Genomic DNA, 15,892 nt, shown 5'->3' on the forward strand with positions numbered 1-15,892 from the left:
GTTAGCCACGCAGAGTTCAACAGCCGGCGCCCTCGGGCGCCGGTTTTATTTTGGGCTCATGATGAAGCGGCGGATCGCGGCCAGTGTGGGCTCGGGCGCGTCTTGTATGCAGGCGTGCCGGCAGTCGACGAACCGTTCGAACCGCACCAGATGCGGCGGCAGCGCGGCTGCGATGTCGGCCTGGCTCTCGATCGGGTGAATGGGGTCATCTTCGCCGCCGAGCACCAGCGTCGGACACTGGATGCGATCCAGCTCGGGGAAGAAGTTGTAGCTGTGGCTCTCGCCACCGGGCCGCGTGAACCATTGCAGCACCTCCGGCCGGTTGACGGCGCGGCGCGCCATGTCCGGATCGCGCGGGATGCGCGTGTAATGCGGCATCGCCAGTCGCACCCAGGCCTGCACCGAAGCTTGGTCTGGATGGCCTTGTTCCTCCAACAGGCGACGCCGCGCCAGCGCGCCGACCTCCGGTCCGCCGAAGCGTTCGAACAGCTCGACCCGCCGCTCCAGATATTCGTCGCCGGCGGCCGCGGTGCTGATCAGGATCAGTTTCGAGAGGTGGCTTGGATGGCGCGTGGCGTAGGCCAGTGCGACCATGCCACCGAACGAGGCGCCCAGCACGATCGGATCGACGATGCCGAGCGTGTCGCAGAACGCGCGCACGTCGTCGCCCCATTGGGCCAATGTCCAGCCCTCTCGCGGGCCGTTCTCGCTACGGCCGTTGCCGCGGTGGTCGAGATAGACGATCTGGGCAATGTCGGCCAGGGCGGAATAGGCCGGCCGGTAGATCGAATGGTCGAAGCCGGGGCCGCCATGCAGCATCACCAGCACCGGCTTTTCCCGCATCACCGGCCCGTCCGGAACCAGCTTCGCGCCCTCGATATCGAAGAACAGCCGCACCCCGTTCACGGATACGTGCATGAGCGGATCTCCATCGATTTGTGACCGCTCCGCCGGGCCCGGCGGCTTGTCTTGAAGGGGATACTAAACCATACCGAATTCAGTGAACCGAATCGGAAATGCCAGTCACAATTCTGGCGTACTCCCTATCTCAATAGTGTTCTGCTTTCGTTTGACACGTGATTTTCGTCGTCAGGGCAAAATGTCATCCAGACTCCTCAATGCTTCCGGTGCCGCGGCGATTGCCGCGATGCTGGCTTTGTCTGTGCAGACCGCGTCCGCACAGATCACGTTCCCGTGGGAGCGTTCTCCGCAGGGCTCCCCGCAGGTCCAAGCGCAGTCTGACGACGCCGACCTGGAAATGCGGATCCAGCGGCTGGAAAATCAGCTCCGGCAACTGACCGGCCAGAATGAGGAGTTGCAATACCGCAACCGGCAGCTTGAGGATCGGCTGCGCCAGCTCGGCGCGGCGCCGCCGGCGCCAGGCGGCCAGCCCCCGGGTGCGCAGCCCAACGTGGCCGCGGCGCCGCCTCCGGTTCAGCTTGGTCCGCCGCAGGGGCAGCAGGGCTATCCGCAACAAGGTTATCCGCAGCAGGGGGCTCGCCAGCAGCAGGGTTATCCGCAGGCCCAACCCGGCTACGACCAGCAGCCGCAGATCGCGGCGCCCGCGCCGATCGTGCAGGACCCGGCAGCCCCGCAGGCCGGAGGCCGCCGTCGCGGCGATGCCTTCGATCCCAGCCAGAACCCCAACGCCCCCGGCGCGCCGCGTGCGCTTGGCGGCGGCCAGATGCCGATCGGAAACGAGGCGTCGATCGGCGCGCCGGGCGGGCGCGCGCCAGGCGAGCCGCTCAATCTCGGCGGGCCGCGCGATCCCGGTGGCGCCTTGGCGCCGCCTGCCGCAGCCGCACCGCCACCGCGCGGCCCCGGGCCCGGCGCCAGCGCCGCGCTGACCACGCTGCCGCCCTCGGCCACGTCAAAGGACGAATTCGATCTCGGCATCGGTTACATGCAGCGCAAGGACTATGCGCTGGCCGAAGAGACGATGAAGAACTTTGCGCAGAAATATCCGAGCGATCCCTTGATCGCGGACTCGCAATACTGGCTCGGCGAAAGCTACTTCCAGCGCCAGCAATATCGCGACGCCGCCGAAGCGTTCCTCGGCGTGACCACCAAGTTCGACAAGTCGGGCAAGGCGCCCGACGCCCTGCTGCGGCTCGGTCAGTCGCTGGCGGCGCTGAAGGAAAAGGAAGCCGCCTGCGCCGCGCTCGGCGAGGTGACGCGGAAATATCCGCGCGCATCGGCTGGCGTGAAGGCCGCCGTCGATCGTGAGCAGAAGCGGGTTAAGTGCTAAAGCGGAAGCCGGTCGAGGCCGCCATCGGCCTCGAATAGACTGGCGATGCCATGCCTGACGACGACCACGCGCCGATCTCGGTACAGCAAGCGAAAGACCTGTTCGCACATTGGAAGGCCGCGCCTGCCATCGTGCTGGCGGTCTCCGGCGGCCCGGATTCGCTGGCCCTGATGTGGCTTGCGGCGCGCTGGCGTCGTGCGCTTTCGCGCGGGCCGCGACTGATCGCGGTTACCGTCGACCACGGCTTGCGACCGGAGGCCGCGCGCGAGGCGCGCGACGTCAAGCGTCTCGCACATACGCTCGATGTGCCCCATCGCACGCTGCGCTGGACCGGGCCCAAACCGAAGACCGGCTTGCCGGCCGCGGCCCGCGCAGCGCGCTATCGCCTGCTGGCGAAAGCCGCGCGGGCGAGCGGCGCCACGCACATCCTGACCGCGCATACCCGTGACGACCAGGCCGAGACGCTGTTGATGCGGATACTGCGCGGCAGCGGCATCGCCGGTCTTGCCGCGATGGCGCGCGAGACCGAGCGTGAGGGCGCGTGGCTGGCGCGGCCGTTGCTCGACGTTCCAAAATCCCGCCTCGTTGCGACGCTGGGCAAGGCGAAGATCGCCTTTGCCGACGATCCCACCAATCGCGACATGAGCTTCACGCGGCCGCGGCTGCGCGCGTTGATGCCGGCCTTGATCGAGGAGGGCGGCGACAGCCGAAATTTGGCGCGGCTGGCAACAAGGCTAGCGCGGGCGAATGCCGCGATCGAGGTGCTGGCCGACGGCGCCGAGCGCTATCTCGCCCTGAGAGATCGCGATGATGCCTCGCGCTTCGGATTCGATGCCGGGGCGTTTGCCGGCCTGCCCGAGGAAATCCGGCTTCGGCTGCTCAAGCGCGCGATTGACCGGGCCGGTCACGAAGGGCCTGCGGAACTCGGCAAGGTCGAAGCGCTGCTGGCGGTGCTGGACCGGGCCATTGCGAATGGCGCGAAGCAAACAAGGCTGAAACAGACGCTGGCCGGGGCGGCAATCAGCCTGATCGCGGGCCGAATTCACGTCGATCCAGCACCGCCGCGGAGGGGCAACCGGGCGTGAGAAGCGTTGCCACAGCGCAATATCCGCGATATCGGGACGAAGAGCCTTAACCACCCCGGAAAAACCTCGGCTTTTGCGTCATTTTTTGACCGGGAATCGCGTTAAGATGCGTTAAATAGTCCCGTGTGGTTCCCTTGGCATTGACCCGGGCGCCACCTAGATTGGGTGCAGTGGACCGGGGATTCTCGCCTCACTACCCAAAGAATACTCAAGGGTTACTGCCAAGGATATAAGGCCGCGATCCGCGCGACCACGAAGGAAGATCGATGAACGCCAATCTGCGCAACTTCGCCCTCTGGGTCATAATTGTCTTGCTGCTGTTGGCATTGTTCACGCTTTTCCAGAATCCGGGTCAGCGCACGTCCTCACAGGACATCTCGTTTTCGCAGCTGTTGAGCGAGGTCGACCAGAACCGCGTTCGCGACGTCGTGATCCAGGGGCCGGAAATCCACGGCACCTTTACCAACGGCTCCTCGTTCCAGACCTATGCGCCGAGCGATCCGACGCTGGTCAAGCGCCTGTATGACGGCAAGGTCTCGATCACTGCGAAGCCGCCCGGCGACAACGTGCCGTGGTTCGTGTCGCTGCTCGTCTCCTGGCTGCCCTTCATCGCGCTGATCGGCGTGTGGATCTTCCTGTCGCGGCAGATGCAGGGCGGCGCCGGCAAGGCGATGGGTTTTGGCAAGTCGCGCGCCAAGATGCTGACAGAGGCCCATGGCCGCGTCACTTTCGAGGACGTAGCTGGCGTCGACGAAGCCAAGCAGGACCTGCAGGAGATCGTCGAATTCCTGCGCGATCCCGGAAAATTCCAGCGCCTCGGCGGACGTATTCCGCGCGGCGTGCTCTTGGTCGGCCCTCCCGGCACCGGCAAGACGCTGATCGCGCGCGCGGTCGCGGGCGAAGCCAACGTGCCGTTCTTCACCATTTCCGGCTCGGACTTCGTCGAAATGTTCGTCGGCGTCGGCGCAAGCCGTGTCCGCGACATGTTCGAGCAGGCCAAGAAGAATGCGCCCTGCATCATCTTCATCGACGAAATCGATGCGGTCGGCCGTCATCGCGGTGCGGGTCTGGGCGGCGGCAATGACGAGCGCGAACAGACGCTCAACCAGTTGCTGGTCGAGATGGACGGCTTCGAGGCCAACGAAGGCGTGATCCTGATCGCGGCCACCAACCGGCCCGACGTGCTGGATCCCGCGCTGCTGCGTCCCGGCCGCTTCGACCGTCAGGTCGTGGTGCCGAACCCGGACGTCGTCGGCCGCGAGCAGATCCTGAAGGTTCACGTTCGCAAGGTGCCGCTGGCGCCGGATATCAACCTCAAGACCATCGCGCGCGGCACCCCGGGCTTCTCCGGCGCCGACCTGATGAACCTCGTCAACGAAGCGGCGCTGACCGCCGCCCGCCGCAACAAGCGGATGGTGACGCAGGCCGAGTTCGAGGAAGCCAAGGACAAGGTGATGATGGGCGCCGAGCGCAAATCGCTCGTCATGACCGAGGAAGAGAAACTGCTGACGGCCTATCACGAGGGCGGCCACGCCATCGTCGGCCTCAACGTCGTCGCAACCGACCCGATCCACAAGGCGACCATCATTCCGCGCGGCCGTGCACTCGGCATGGTGATGCAGCTGCCCGAGCGCGACAAGCTGTCGATGTCGCTCGAGCAGATGACGTCGCGGCTGGCGATCATGATGGGCGGCCGCGTCGCGGAGGAACTGGTCTTCGGCAAGGAGAAGGTTACGTCCGGCGCCTCTTCAGATATCGAGCAGGCAACGCGACTGGCGCGCATGATGGTAACGCGCTGGGGTCTGTCCGAAGCCCTTGGCACCGTGTCCTACGGCGAAAACCAGGACGAGGTGTTCCTCGGCATGTCGGTATCCCGCACCCAGAACGCATCGGAAGCCACGGTTCAGAAGATTGACACCGAGATCCGGCGTTTTGTCGAAGAGGGCTATAACGAAGCCACGCGTATCCTCACCGAGAAGCGCCAAGACCTCGAAACCCTGGCAAAGGGGCTGCTCGAGTTCGAGACGCTTTCCGGCGACGAGATCATCGACCTGCTCAACGGCAAGAAGCCGAACCGCGAGTCGGTGCTGGAGCCGAGCACGCCGCGGGCGTCTGCCGTGCCCCCCGCCGGCAAGCCGCGCCCGCGTCCCGATCCGGACCCCGGCCTGGAGCCGCAGCCGCAGGCGTAAGAGCGGACTGCACCTGAATAGAAAACGCGGCGGTGACGCCGCGTTTTTTTATGTCGCGGATGTCATCGTTAGCCATGGCGTGGTTCGGAACGCCATGGCATGTTTGCGCCACAAGAGAGAGCGTCGGCCAAACCGCGCCTGTCGCGGCCATTGGCCCAGCGCCCACGCATGGGAGGCGAAACCATGGGAGGCGAAACGGTGCGTTTGCTCGCAGGATTTGGCGCGCTGGTGTTCCTGGCGCTTCCCGCAACCGCCGCCGAAATGCGCGGCGTCACCGCAACCGAAATCAAGATCGGCCAGACCATGCCCTATAGCGGGCCGGTGTCGGCGTTCGGCGCGCTCGGCAAGGGCGAGGTCGGTTATTTCAAGATGGTCAACGAGCGCGGCGGCATCAATGGCCGCAAGGTCAATCTGATCTCGCTCGACGACAGCTACGCGCCGCCGAAGACGGTGGAGCAGACGCGGCGGCTGGTCGAAAGCGACGAGGTCGCGCTGATCTTCTCCTCGATCGGCACCGCGCATAACACCGCGATCGCGAAATATCTGCAGGGCAAGAATATCCCGCAACTGTTCCTGGCCTCCGGCGCCTCGAAATTCGCCGACATCGCGCAGTTTCCGCAGGCGACCGTCGGCGTGCAGGCGCCGTTCCGCTACGAGGCCCGGCTCTATGCGCGCTATGCGCTTTCGAAGAATCCGAATGCCAAATTCGCCGTGATTTCGCAGAATGACGATTACGGCCGCGATTATCTGTTGGGTCTGAAGGACGTGCTCGGCGACAAATACGATTCCGTCGTCACCGGCGCGACCTACGAAATCTCCGACCCGACCATCGACTCGCAGATCGTGAAGCTGAAGGCCTCCGGCGCCGATGTCTTCTTGATCGCGGCCACACCGAAGTTCGCTGCGCAATCGATCCGCAAGGCGTTCGAGATCGGCTGGCGGCCGATGACCTTCCTCTCCAACGTCGCGGTGTGGATTTCCACCGTGATGGAGCCGGCAGGCGTCGAGGCCGGCACCGGCATTCTCTCCACCGCCTATGTCAAGGATCCCGACGATCCCGCCTGGAAGGACGATGCAGGCGTCAAGGGCTGGCGGGAATTCATGACAAGATACGTTCCGGACGGCGACCAGCACGACACCAACTACGTCAACGCCTATAACAGCGCCATGGTGCTGGAGGCCGTGCTGAAGGCCTGCGGCAACGATCTGTCGACCGAGAACATTTTAAAGCAGGCCTATTCGATCAAGGATCTGGAACTGCCGATGCTGCTGCCGGGCATCAAGGTCAATACCTCACCGACCGACCACGTGCCGGTCGACCAGATGCAGTTCATGCGGTTCAACGGCAAGACCTGGGAGCGCTTTGGGGAATTGCAGACGGGGAATTGAGGTTGCCGCCACCAGGTGAGTTATGCCTTCGCCGGGGCGCCAAGATGCACGGCCAGGATATGCTCCGGCGTCTCTACCACTTCGATCGTCTCCCCGTCGCCGCCGACAAAGGCAAGAACGGTGCGCTCGCCGTCGCGTGACATGCTGCCGACGAGCGCGATATTGATGTGGATGGGTTGCCCCGTCTCGAACCTCGTACATTCAATCCAGAAGCGCATGGCGGTCTCCTTCGATCTCCCGCGATAATCATAAAGAAAGTCGTGCGGTGGGCAAAGCCACCGGGTCGCGCGAATGCGCGCCCGATGACAGGCTCCGCGTGCCCACCATTGCATGCGGAGGGTTGATGGTGGGCACGGCGCGAAGTGCGCCTTTGCCCACCCTCCGCAACCGACTAGAGGCGCGACGCTTCTCGCGCTAGGCCGACGCCCGCAATTCGCGAGCCGCCGCGACCATGTTGACGAGCGCGGGCCGCACCTCTTCCCATTTGCGGGTCTTCAATCCGCAGTCGGGATTGATCCAGATCTGGGCGTCGGAGAGCCGCTTGCGCGCCAGCCTGAGCAGGGCGGTCATCTCGCCGACATCGGGTACGCGCGGCGAATGGATGTCGTAGACGCCGGGGCCGATTTCGTTCGGATAACGGTAGTCCCTGAACGCGTCGAGTAATTCCATCTTCGAGCGCGAAGTCTCGATCGAGATCACGTCGGCGTCCATCGCGCCGATCGCGTTGATGATGTCGTTGAACTCCGAGTAGCACATATGGGTGTGGATCTGCGTCTCGTCGCGCACGCCGGAGGAACAGAGGCGGAAGGCGTCGACGGCCCAATCGAGATAGGCCTTCCATTCGGATTTGCGCAGCGGCAAGCCTTCGCGCAATGCCGCCTCGTCGATCTGGATCATGCCGGCGCCGGCAGCTTCGAGATCGGCCACCTCATCGCGGATCGCGAGCGCGATCTGGCGGCAGGCCTCGCTGCGCGCCATATCGTCGCGAACGAAGGACCAGTTCAGGATGGTGACAGGACCGGTCAGCATCGCCTTCATCGGCTTCTTCGTCAGCGACTGGGCGTACTGCCACCACTCGACTGTCATCGGCTTCGGGCGCGAGACGTCGCCGAACAGCACCGGCGGACGGACGTAGCGCGATCCGTAGGACTGCACCCAGCCGTGGGTGGTGAAGGCGAAGCCCGCGAGCTGCTCGCCAAAGTACTGCACCATGTCGTTGCGCTCGAACTCGCCATGCACGAGCACGTCGAGGCCGATGGTTTCCTGCCACTGCACCGCGCGGGCCGTCTGGTCCTGCAAATAGACCTTGTAGACTTCATCCGTCAGGGCACCGCTGGCGTGCGCGGCGCGGGCTTTCCTGACTTCGGCCGTCTGAGGGAACGAGCCGATGGTCGTGGTCGGGAACGCCGGCAGGTTGAAGCGCTCGTGCTGAACGCCGACACGATCAGTGAATACGCTGGCGCGGCGACGCATCGCGGCGTCAATGCCGGCGATGCGCGCCGCGACCTTCGCGTCGTGAATTCGCGGCGAGGCCTTGCGCGCGGCGGCGGCCTGGTCTGAAGCTTTCAGGCTGGCTTCGACCGCTCCGCGGCCACCGGCGAGCGCCGTTCCGAGCGTGGTCAGTTCCTCGAGCTTTTGCACCGAGAACGCCAGCCAGCTCTTGATTTCAGAATCGAGCCCCGTTTCCAGCGCCAGATCGATCGGGACATGCAGCAGCGAGCAGGAGGGGGCGATCTGCACACGGTCCTTGCCGAGTTTCGCGATCACGGGTTCAAGCCGGTCGAGGATCCGGACCAGATCCGCGCGCCAGATGTTGCGGCCGTCGATGATTCCGATCGACAGCACGCGGTTATCCGGAAAATCGGCGAGGCCGTCGATTTGATCCGGCGCGCGCACCAGATCGAGATGCAGGCCGGCGACGGGCAACGCCAGCGCGGTATCGCGGTTGCCGCCAAGCCCGCCGAAATAGGTCGCCAGCATGATCTTGAGTTGCGGCACCGCGTTGGCGATCTCACTATAGGCGTAATGCAGCGCCTGCTGCGCGATGATGTCGAGGTCGAGCACCATGCATGGCTCGTCGATCTGCACCCATTCGGCGCCCCGGCAGGCCAATTCGCGCAGCACGTCGATGTAAACTGGCAGCAACCGGTCGAGCAGCGACAGCGGATTGAAACCGGTATCCTTGCTTTTCGCCAGCTTGAGAAACGTGACCGGCCCGACCAGCACGGGGCGGGTCTGATAGCCCAGCGCCTTGGCTTCCTCGTATTCCTCGATCGGCTTGCGCGAGGCGAGGGTGAATTGCTGATCCTTCGCTAGTTCAGGCACCATGTAGTGGTAGTTGGTATCGAACCATTTTGTCATTTCTTGCGCGGGCATGCCGTTGGCTGCATCGTGCCCGTGATGCGTATGGCCGCAGCTCGCCTCGTTCGCTTTGCCTTGTGCGCCGCGAGCCATCGCAAAATAGGTCGCGAGCGGGACCGGGCCGCCGTTCCAGCGATAGATTTCAGGGATCGCGCCGACCATCACTGACGTGTCGAGCATCTGGTCGTAGAACGAAAAATCGTTCGACGGGATCACGCTGACGCCGAGCTTTTTCTGTCGCACCCAGTTAGCGGCGCGAAGCCCGGCGCCGGCTTCGATCAGGGCTTTTTCGTCCGAGGCGCCGGACCAGAAACTTTCCAATGCAAATTTCAGCTCGCGGCGCGGGCCGATACGCGGCGTGCCGAGGGAGGCAACGGGAAGCGCAGAAGTGGAGACTGTGGAAGTAGACGATGTAGAAGATGACGATGCAGAAGACATTGGCTTAACCCCAAAAGTTGGGGGCAAAGGCCGAAGTGACACGTCTGGATTCCGCGTGGCGGGAAGCGCGCGCGGAACCGCAACCGCACCACCGGGACACCCCGCCCGAGGACGTGTATGTTGTCGAGGCAGGTCTCCTGGCTCGCGGGTCAGTGCTGCTGTCCGGCCTTCCCGAGACCAATTGTGGTCTCAGTGACTTTGTTGGACAGCGGCTCGCCGCTTACAGTTGCGGGGGCAGCTCCGGCTTTGGCTTTTTCGGCCGCACCGGCTTCCCTCTTAGCTTCGGGCCGAACGAGCCCGAAGAACCACGACGGGTTCAGTTAAGGTCAACGGCGATCTCAGTCAATACGAGATCGGTCGTCCCCCGCTGCGCTCTCTGCCATCATTCGATGAACGTCATTCCGATCGAAGCGCGATAGCTACATGGTTCACCTCTGCGGCATGCCGGTGGGAACGATGGTTTTGACGATGGAGGCGTCGAGCGCCTCGTAGTTGTGCAGCCGGATCGTTGCGTACAGCTCAGCGCGCGTCTGCATCTGGTGGAGCATCTCACGGGTGCTGCCATCGCGTTTGAGGGCGGCGAACAGATTCTGCTGGGCCTTGTTGGCGACGCGGAGCGACGACACCGGCCAGATCACCATGCGATAACCCATCGCCTCGAACTCGGATGCGGTGAAGAACGGCGTCTTGCCGAACTCGGTCATGTTCGCCAGCAGCGGAACGCCGGGAACGCGCCTGGCGAACTCCTCGAACATCTCACGCGAGATCATCGCTTCCGGGAAGATCGCGTCCGCTCCCGCTTCCAGATAGAGTTTGGCGCGCGCCACCGCGCCGTCCATGCCTTCGTTCGCCGCGGCATCTGTTCTTGCGATCAGATAGAGATGACGCCGCGCCTTGGCGGCGGCAGCGACCTTGGCGGCCATGTCGCGCGCGTCCGCCAGCTTCTTGTCGTTGAGATGGCCGCATTTTTTCGGCAGCAACTGGTCCTCGATGTGAACGGCGGCAGCGCCGACGTCCTCGAAGGTGCGCACCATGTTCATCACATTGAGCGCTTCGCCATAGCCGGTGTCGCCATCGACCAGCACCGGCAGGCCGCTAGCGCGCGCCACCTGGCGGATGAAGAAGGCAACTTCCTCGATCGTGATAATGCCGAGATCCGGCAGGCCCATCGACGCCGTCATCGCCGCGCCCGACAGATAGAGCGCGGAAAAGCCGGCGTCGCGGGCCTGCAGCGCGGCCATTCCGTTATGCGCGCCCGGCATCTGGAGAATGCCCGGTTTGTCCAGGAGCTCGCGGAAGCGAGCCCCGGCCGGCTTGTCGGCCAGATCAGCACCCAGGAGATATACCATGCTTGCCTCCTTACGCGGCGCGCGGGGTGGTCGCTGTCTTGCCACGCTCATGCAGCGGCACGAATTTCAGGTTCTCCGGACCGATATAATTCGCCGCCGGGCGAATAATCTTGTTGTTGACGCGCTGTTCCATCACATGCGCCGCCCACCCCGATGTTCGCGAAATCACGAACAGCGGTGTGAACATCGCGGTCGGCACGCCCATCGCGTGATAGGAGACCGCGCTGAACCAGTCGAGATTGGCGAACATGTTCTTGGCATCGGCCATGACGGCCTCGATCCGGTCGGCGATTTCGAACATGCGGGTGCTCTCGCTTTCGATGCTCAGGCGGCGCGCAACCTCCTTGATCACCTTGTTGCGTGGATCGGCGATGGTGTAGACCGGGTGACCGAAGCCGATCACGACCTCCTTGGCCGCGACGCGCCGGCGGATATCGGCCTCCGCTTCGTCCGTATCGCCGTATCGCTTCTGCACTTCGAACGCGATCTCGTTGGCGCCGCCATGCTTCGGCCCGCGCAGTGCGCCGATCGCGCCTGTGATCGCGGAGTAGAGGTCCGAGCCGGTGCCTGCGATCGAGCGCGCGGTGAAGGTCGAGGCGTTGTACTCGTGTTCTGCGTAGAGGATCAGCGAGGTATGCATCGCGCGCTCGTGCGATGGCGGCGGCTTCCTGCCATGGAGCAGATGCAAGAAGTGCGATCCGATCGAATCGTCGTCGGTTTCGACGTCAATCCGGCGGCCGTGGTGGGCATAGTGGTGCCAGTAGAGCAGCATCGATCCAAGCGAGGCCATCAGCCGGTCGGCAATATCGCGCGCGCCGGACTGATTGTGATCATGGGCCTCGGGAAGGATGCAGCCGAGCGCGGAGACGCCGCTTCTCAATACGTCCATCGGATGTGCCGCGGCGGGCAGCAACTCCAGCGTCTGCAACACCGCTGAAGGTAACCCGCGCAACGCCTTCAGTTTGGCCTTGTAGTTTCGAAGCTCCGACAGCGTAGGCAGGCTGCCGTGAACGAGAAGATATGCGATCTCCTCGAACTCGCAGCTTTCGGCGACATCGAGAATATCGTAGCCGCGATAATGCAGGTCGTTTCCGGTGCGGCCAACCGTGCACAGCGCGGTGTCGCCGGCGATCACGCCTGATAGCGCGACCGATTTTTTGGGCGAAGGCTTGATGTCCGTCATCTCAATCTCCCTTATCGGTTGCCGGCGGCGCGCTGGACTGTGACCGGAGCGGCGTCGCGCCAGTCGAAAATGCCGTGCGTCGATGTCGCGCCGAGGAATTTTGGATCGACCGTAAACGTGAGGTCGGTCAGCTCGCCCGCCTTCAACGACGCCAGTCTTTCCACCGTTGCGATGAAGCGATCCTGCTCGGTCGTGGTGATCAGGCCTTCCGCCAGGTTGCGGAATTTCCGGATGTAGTCCGGCCGCCTGAACGGGCGGGCGCCCAGCGGATGCGCGTCAGCCAGCGCAATTTCGTCACTGATGACGGAGCCGCCCTTCAGCTTCACTATGACGCGGCCGCCGAACGCTTTTTCCTTCGGATCGTGGCTGTGGTAGCGGCGGGTCCATGCGGGGTCTTCGACCGTCGAGATCTTGCGCCACAGCGCGGCCGTCGTTTCGCGGCCCGCGCGCTCGGGCGCATAGGATCGCTCGTGATGCCAGCCGCCGTCTTCGAGCGCGACCGCGAAAATATACATGATCGAATGGTCGAGCGTTTCGCGGCTCGCCTTCGGGTCCATCTTCTGCGGATCGTTGGCGCCGGTGCCGATGACATAGTGGGTGTGGTGGCTGGTGTGGATGATGATGCTCTCGATCTTCGAGAGATCGCCGATTTTCGGTCCGAGCCGGCGCGCCAGGTCGATCAGGGCCTGGCTCTGATATTCGGCCGAATGCTCCTTGGTGTAAGTGTCGAGAATAGCGCGCTTGGGTTCGCCCTTTTCCGGCAGCGGCACCGCGTATTCCGCGCTCGGCCCGCCGAGCAGCCAGGCAATAAAACCGTCCTCGCCTTCATAGGCGGGTGACGGCGCGCCTTCGCCGCGCATCACGCGATCGACGGATTCGATCGCCATCTTGCCCGCGAAGGCCGGCGCATAGGCCTTCCAGCTCGAGATCTCGCCCTTGCGCGATTGCCGCGTCGTCGTGGTGACGTGAAGCGCCTGCTGAACGGCCTGATAGATCGTCTCGGCAGGCAAGTCGAGCAGCGCGCCGATCCCGGCGGCGGCGGACGGGCCGAGATGGGCGATGTGATCGATCTTGTGCTCGTGCAGGCAGATGCCCTTTACGAGATCGACCTGGATTTCGTAGGCCGCAGCCAGCCCGCGAACGAGGTCCGCGCCCGTCAGCCCGCAGTGCTGGGCGACGGCCAGCACCGGCGGAATGTTGTCGCCGGGATGCGAATAGTCCGCCGCCAGGAACGTGTCGTGGAAATCGAGTTCGCGGACGGCGACGCCGTTAGCCCAGGCGGCCCATTCCGGCGAAATCCGCTGCGACTGAGCCAATCCGAACACCGTGGCTCCCGGCTGGAACGGATGCGCTTCGGCTTGCGTTCGCGCGCTGACAACGGGACGCCGCGCGACCGAGGCCGCAGCGACGGCGGCGTTGTCGATGATGCGGTTGCCCAGCATCTCTACCACGTCGCTGTCGACGGCGACCGGGTCGGCGGCCACCTCAGCGATCTTCCAGGCCAGTTGCCCCGCGCGCGGCAAATGATCGGCCGATTTGAACGTACGAACGCTATGCTGTTTCAAGACGCAGCTTCCTTCTGGATTGGATCGGTCATGGCTGGTTGCGCGATCGGGACCGGCCGGCCGAATTCGTTCACCGCGACCATTTCGAACGTTCCGCGCACCGCGGATTTCCGCCGGCCGCTGATCAAATCTTCGCGGATCATGTCGACGGCGACCGTCATGGAACTGCGCCCGACCCGTACGACCTGGGCAACGAGCTCGACGAGTTCGCCGACATGGACGGGCTCGTGAAATTCGATTCTGTCAGATGTCGCCATCACCACGCTCTGGCGCGCGTGCCGCGTGGCCGTGACGAATGCCGCCTTGCCCATCAGGCTCAGGGCATGGCCGCCGAACAGCGTGCCGTAATGATTGGCTTGCTCTGGAAACACCATCTCCACGAACCGGGTCTCGTCGGGATGGAGGTTTGGCGACGCCGCTGAATGCATTTTCCTGCTCCGGACGACTTGTCTTTCCGTACCGACTTCGCAATATCTACAAATGTGCGCCGTCGAAATGGCTGAAAAAGCGTAGTCTTGCGAAGAAGAGCCGGTCGATTTGCAAAGTTTGCGAAGGTGGTGCGATGAAAAAGACCTTCATGGGCGTGCGGTTGAAAAGACTGCGTGAGGAGCAGCGCCTGACGCAGGCGGCGCTTGCCGGCAAACTCGGGATCTCGCTCAGCTACCTCAACCAACTGGAAAACAATCAGCGTCCGCTCACCGTGCCGGTGCTGCTGGCGCTCAATTCGGTGTTCGGCCTTGACGTGCAGTCGTTCGCCGAGGGCGACGAGGCGCGCCTGATCTCGGACTTGCGCGAGGCGCTGGCGGATCCTTCGCTAGGAGAGTCGATCGCTATCGCTGAACTTCGCGAACTCGCGCAGAACATGCCCGCGGTCGGGCGCGCGCTGATCAACCTCAACCGCAAATACCGCCATGCCGCCGAGCAATATGCGGCCATCTCCGCGCGGCTCGGCGACGACCGTCAGGCCGCTGCGGCGGTACTGCCGTCTACGCCGTTCGAGGAAGTCCGCGACTTCTTCTATCTGCAGCACAACCACATTGCCGAGCTCGACGATGCGGCGGAAGCGATCGCCGGCCGGTTGGAATTGCCTGTCGGGCGGATGACGCCGGGCCTGGTGTCGTATCTCGAAAGCCGGCATGGCGTGACTGTCCTGATCGACGTGATTGACGAACTGGGATCGGGAACACAGCGCCTGTTCGATGGCCGCACACGAACGCTGCGGCTGTCGCCGAGCCTTGATCCGGGCCAGCAGGCGTTTCAGCTCGCGACGCAGATCGCCATTCTGGAACTGGACGAGGCGATACGTTCGATCGTCGACAACGCCAAGTTCACCAGCGACGAATCGCGCGGCCTCGCCCGCATTGGCCTTGCGAACTATTTCGCCGGTGCGCTGATCCTGCCTTACTCCGTTTTCCTCAACGAGGCGGAGCGGTGTCGTTACGACATCGAGTTGCTCAGTCACCGGTTCGGCGTGGGCTTTGAAACGATCTGTCACCGGCTGAGCACCCTGCAGCGCCATAATGCGCGGGGCGTTCCGTTCTTCTTCATCCGTGTCGATCGCGCCGGAAACATATCGAAGCGCCAATCGGCGACCGACTTCCATTTTTCGCGGGTCGGCGGGACCTGTCCGCTGTGGAACGTCTATGAGGCCTTCGCCAACCCGGGGCGTATCCTGACGCAATTGGCGCGGATGCCCGATGAACGAACCTATCTCTGGATTGCCCGCACAGTGTCGCACGGCAGCGGGGGCTACGGCGCGCCCGCCAAGACGTTTGCGGTCGCCTTGGGATGCGATGTTCGCCATGCGGAGCGAATCGTCTATTCGCAGGGTCTCAAGATCGATCCGTCACTGGCGACGCCGATCGGCATGGGCTGCAAGGTGTGCGAACGGCCGGACTGTCCGCAGCGCGCATTTCCGCCGGTCGGCCGGGCCTTGCGAATCGACGAGACGCGGTCCCGCTTCGCGCCCTATGCGACGTCATGAGCTGAACGCGGCTGGAATAGCGGGGAAAACGTTTTTCAAGCGGAGAAAGAATCAGCTTCCCATGCTTTTCATCCCCCTGCGGAAATTTTTTTTGATCGTCG

12 protein-coding genes and 1 riboswitch are annotated in these 15,892 nt (G+C 63.9%); of the genes, 5 read left to right on the forward strand and 7 right to left on the reverse strand.

Annotated elements, in window-relative coordinates; genetic code table 11:
- Positions 1 to 45 precede the first annotated feature (45 nt).
- A complete protein-coding gene (locus tag V1294_RS08335) occupies positions 46 to 918 on the reverse strand; it encodes an alpha/beta fold hydrolase (RefSeq protein ID WP_334496312.1) in 873 nt (290 codons plus the stop codon).
- A gap of 181 nt (positions 919 to 1,099) precedes the next feature.
- Here V1294_RS08335 and ybgF point away from each other — a divergent pair, with 181 nt between their 5' ends.
- The 4 genes from ybgF (at position 1,100) to V1294_RS08355 (ending at position 6,911) form a co-directional block, all read left to right on the forward strand.
- On the forward strand, positions 1,100 to 2,248 hold the full coding sequence (ybgF, locus tag V1294_RS08340; protein ID WP_334496314.1) for a tol-pal system protein YbgF: 1,149 nt from the start codon (positions 1,100 to 1,102) through the stop codon (positions 2,246 to 2,248).
- A gap of 50 nt (positions 2,249 to 2,298) precedes the next feature.
- Positions 2,299 to 3,333 (forward strand): tRNA lysidine(34) synthetase TilS, encoded by a 1,035-nt coding sequence (tilS, locus tag V1294_RS08345; RefSeq protein WP_334496315.1) that lies wholly within the window; start codon positions 2,299 to 2,301, stop codon positions 3,331 to 3,333.
- Positions 3,334 to 3,599: 266 nt separating this feature from the next.
- Positions 3,600 to 5,522, forward strand: a complete 1,923-nt coding sequence (gene ftsH, locus V1294_RS08350) for an ATP-dependent zinc metalloprotease FtsH (protein WP_108514160.1) — start codon at positions 3,600 to 3,602, stop codon at positions 5,520 to 5,522.
- Positions 5,523 to 5,705: 183 nt separating this feature from the next.
- The gene (locus V1294_RS08355) at positions 5,706 to 6,911 is read left to right on the forward strand and encodes an ABC transporter substrate-binding protein (protein ID WP_334496317.1); all 1,206 of its coding nucleotides are present in this window, start codon (positions 5,706 to 5,708) and stop codon (positions 6,909 to 6,911) included.
- Positions 6,912 to 6,931: 20 nt separating this feature from the next.
- Here the strand turns inward: V1294_RS08355 and V1294_RS08360 are convergent, their stop codons facing one another.
- The 6 genes from V1294_RS08360 to V1294_RS08385 all read right to left on the reverse strand — a co-directional run bounded on the left by V1294_RS08360 (position 6,932) and on the right by V1294_RS08385 (position 14,235).
- Complete coding sequence (locus tag V1294_RS08360; RefSeq protein ID WP_108514159.1) at positions 6,932 to 7,129, reverse strand: hypothetical protein; 198 nt, start codon at positions 7,127 to 7,129, stop codon at positions 6,932 to 6,934.
- Positions 7,130 to 7,325: 196 nt separating this feature from the next.
- Positions 7,326 to 9,710 carry a 5-methyltetrahydropteroyltriglutamate--homocysteine S-methyltransferase gene (gene metE, locus V1294_RS08365; protein ID WP_334496319.1) on the reverse strand — a complete coding sequence of 795 codons (2,385 nt, stop codon included), beginning with the start codon at positions 9,708 to 9,710 and terminating at the stop codon, positions 7,326 to 7,328.
- A gap of 110 nt (positions 9,711 to 9,820) precedes the next feature.
- A riboswitch (cobalamin riboswitch) is annotated at positions 9,821 to 10,035 on the reverse strand.
- Between the two features lie 103 nt (positions 10,036 to 10,138).
- On the reverse strand, positions 10,139 to 11,059 hold the full coding sequence (gene prpB / locus V1294_RS08370; protein ID WP_334496321.1) for a methylisocitrate lyase: 921 nt from the start codon (positions 11,057 to 11,059) through the stop codon (positions 10,139 to 10,141).
- 10 nt (positions 11,060 to 11,069) lie between these two features.
- On the reverse strand, positions 11,070 to 12,242 hold the full coding sequence (prpC, locus tag V1294_RS08375) for a bifunctional 2-methylcitrate synthase/citrate synthase (protein WP_334496322.1): 1,173 nt from the start codon (positions 12,240 to 12,242) through the stop codon (positions 11,070 to 11,072).
- Positions 12,243 to 12,253: 11 nt separating this feature from the next.
- Entirely contained in the window at positions 12,254 to 13,807 is a 1,554-nt protein-coding gene (locus V1294_RS08380; protein ID WP_334496324.1) for an MmgE/PrpD family protein, read from the reverse strand.
- Positions 13,804 to 14,235 carry an acyl-CoA thioesterase gene (locus tag V1294_RS08385; protein ID WP_334496326.1) on the reverse strand — a complete coding sequence of 144 codons (432 nt, stop codon included), beginning with the start codon at positions 14,233 to 14,235 and terminating at the stop codon, positions 13,804 to 13,806. The genes V1294_RS08380 and V1294_RS08385 overlap by 4 nt, the downstream gene beginning before the upstream one ends.
- A 134-nt stretch (positions 14,236 to 14,369) precedes the next feature.
- Here V1294_RS08385 and V1294_RS08390 point away from each other — a divergent pair, with 134 nt between their 5' ends.
- Positions 14,370 to 15,791, forward strand: a complete 1,422-nt coding sequence (locus tag V1294_RS08390; protein ID WP_334496328.1) for a short-chain fatty acyl-CoA regulator family protein — start codon at positions 14,370 to 14,372, stop codon at positions 15,789 to 15,791.
- The last annotated feature ends 101 nt before the right edge of the window (positions 15,792 to 15,892 follow it).

This window comes from Bradyrhizobium sp. AZCC 1678, assembly GCF_036924765.1.
GTDB classification, from domain to species: domain Bacteria; phylum Pseudomonadota; class Alphaproteobacteria; order Rhizobiales; family Xanthobacteraceae; genus Bradyrhizobium; species Bradyrhizobium algeriense.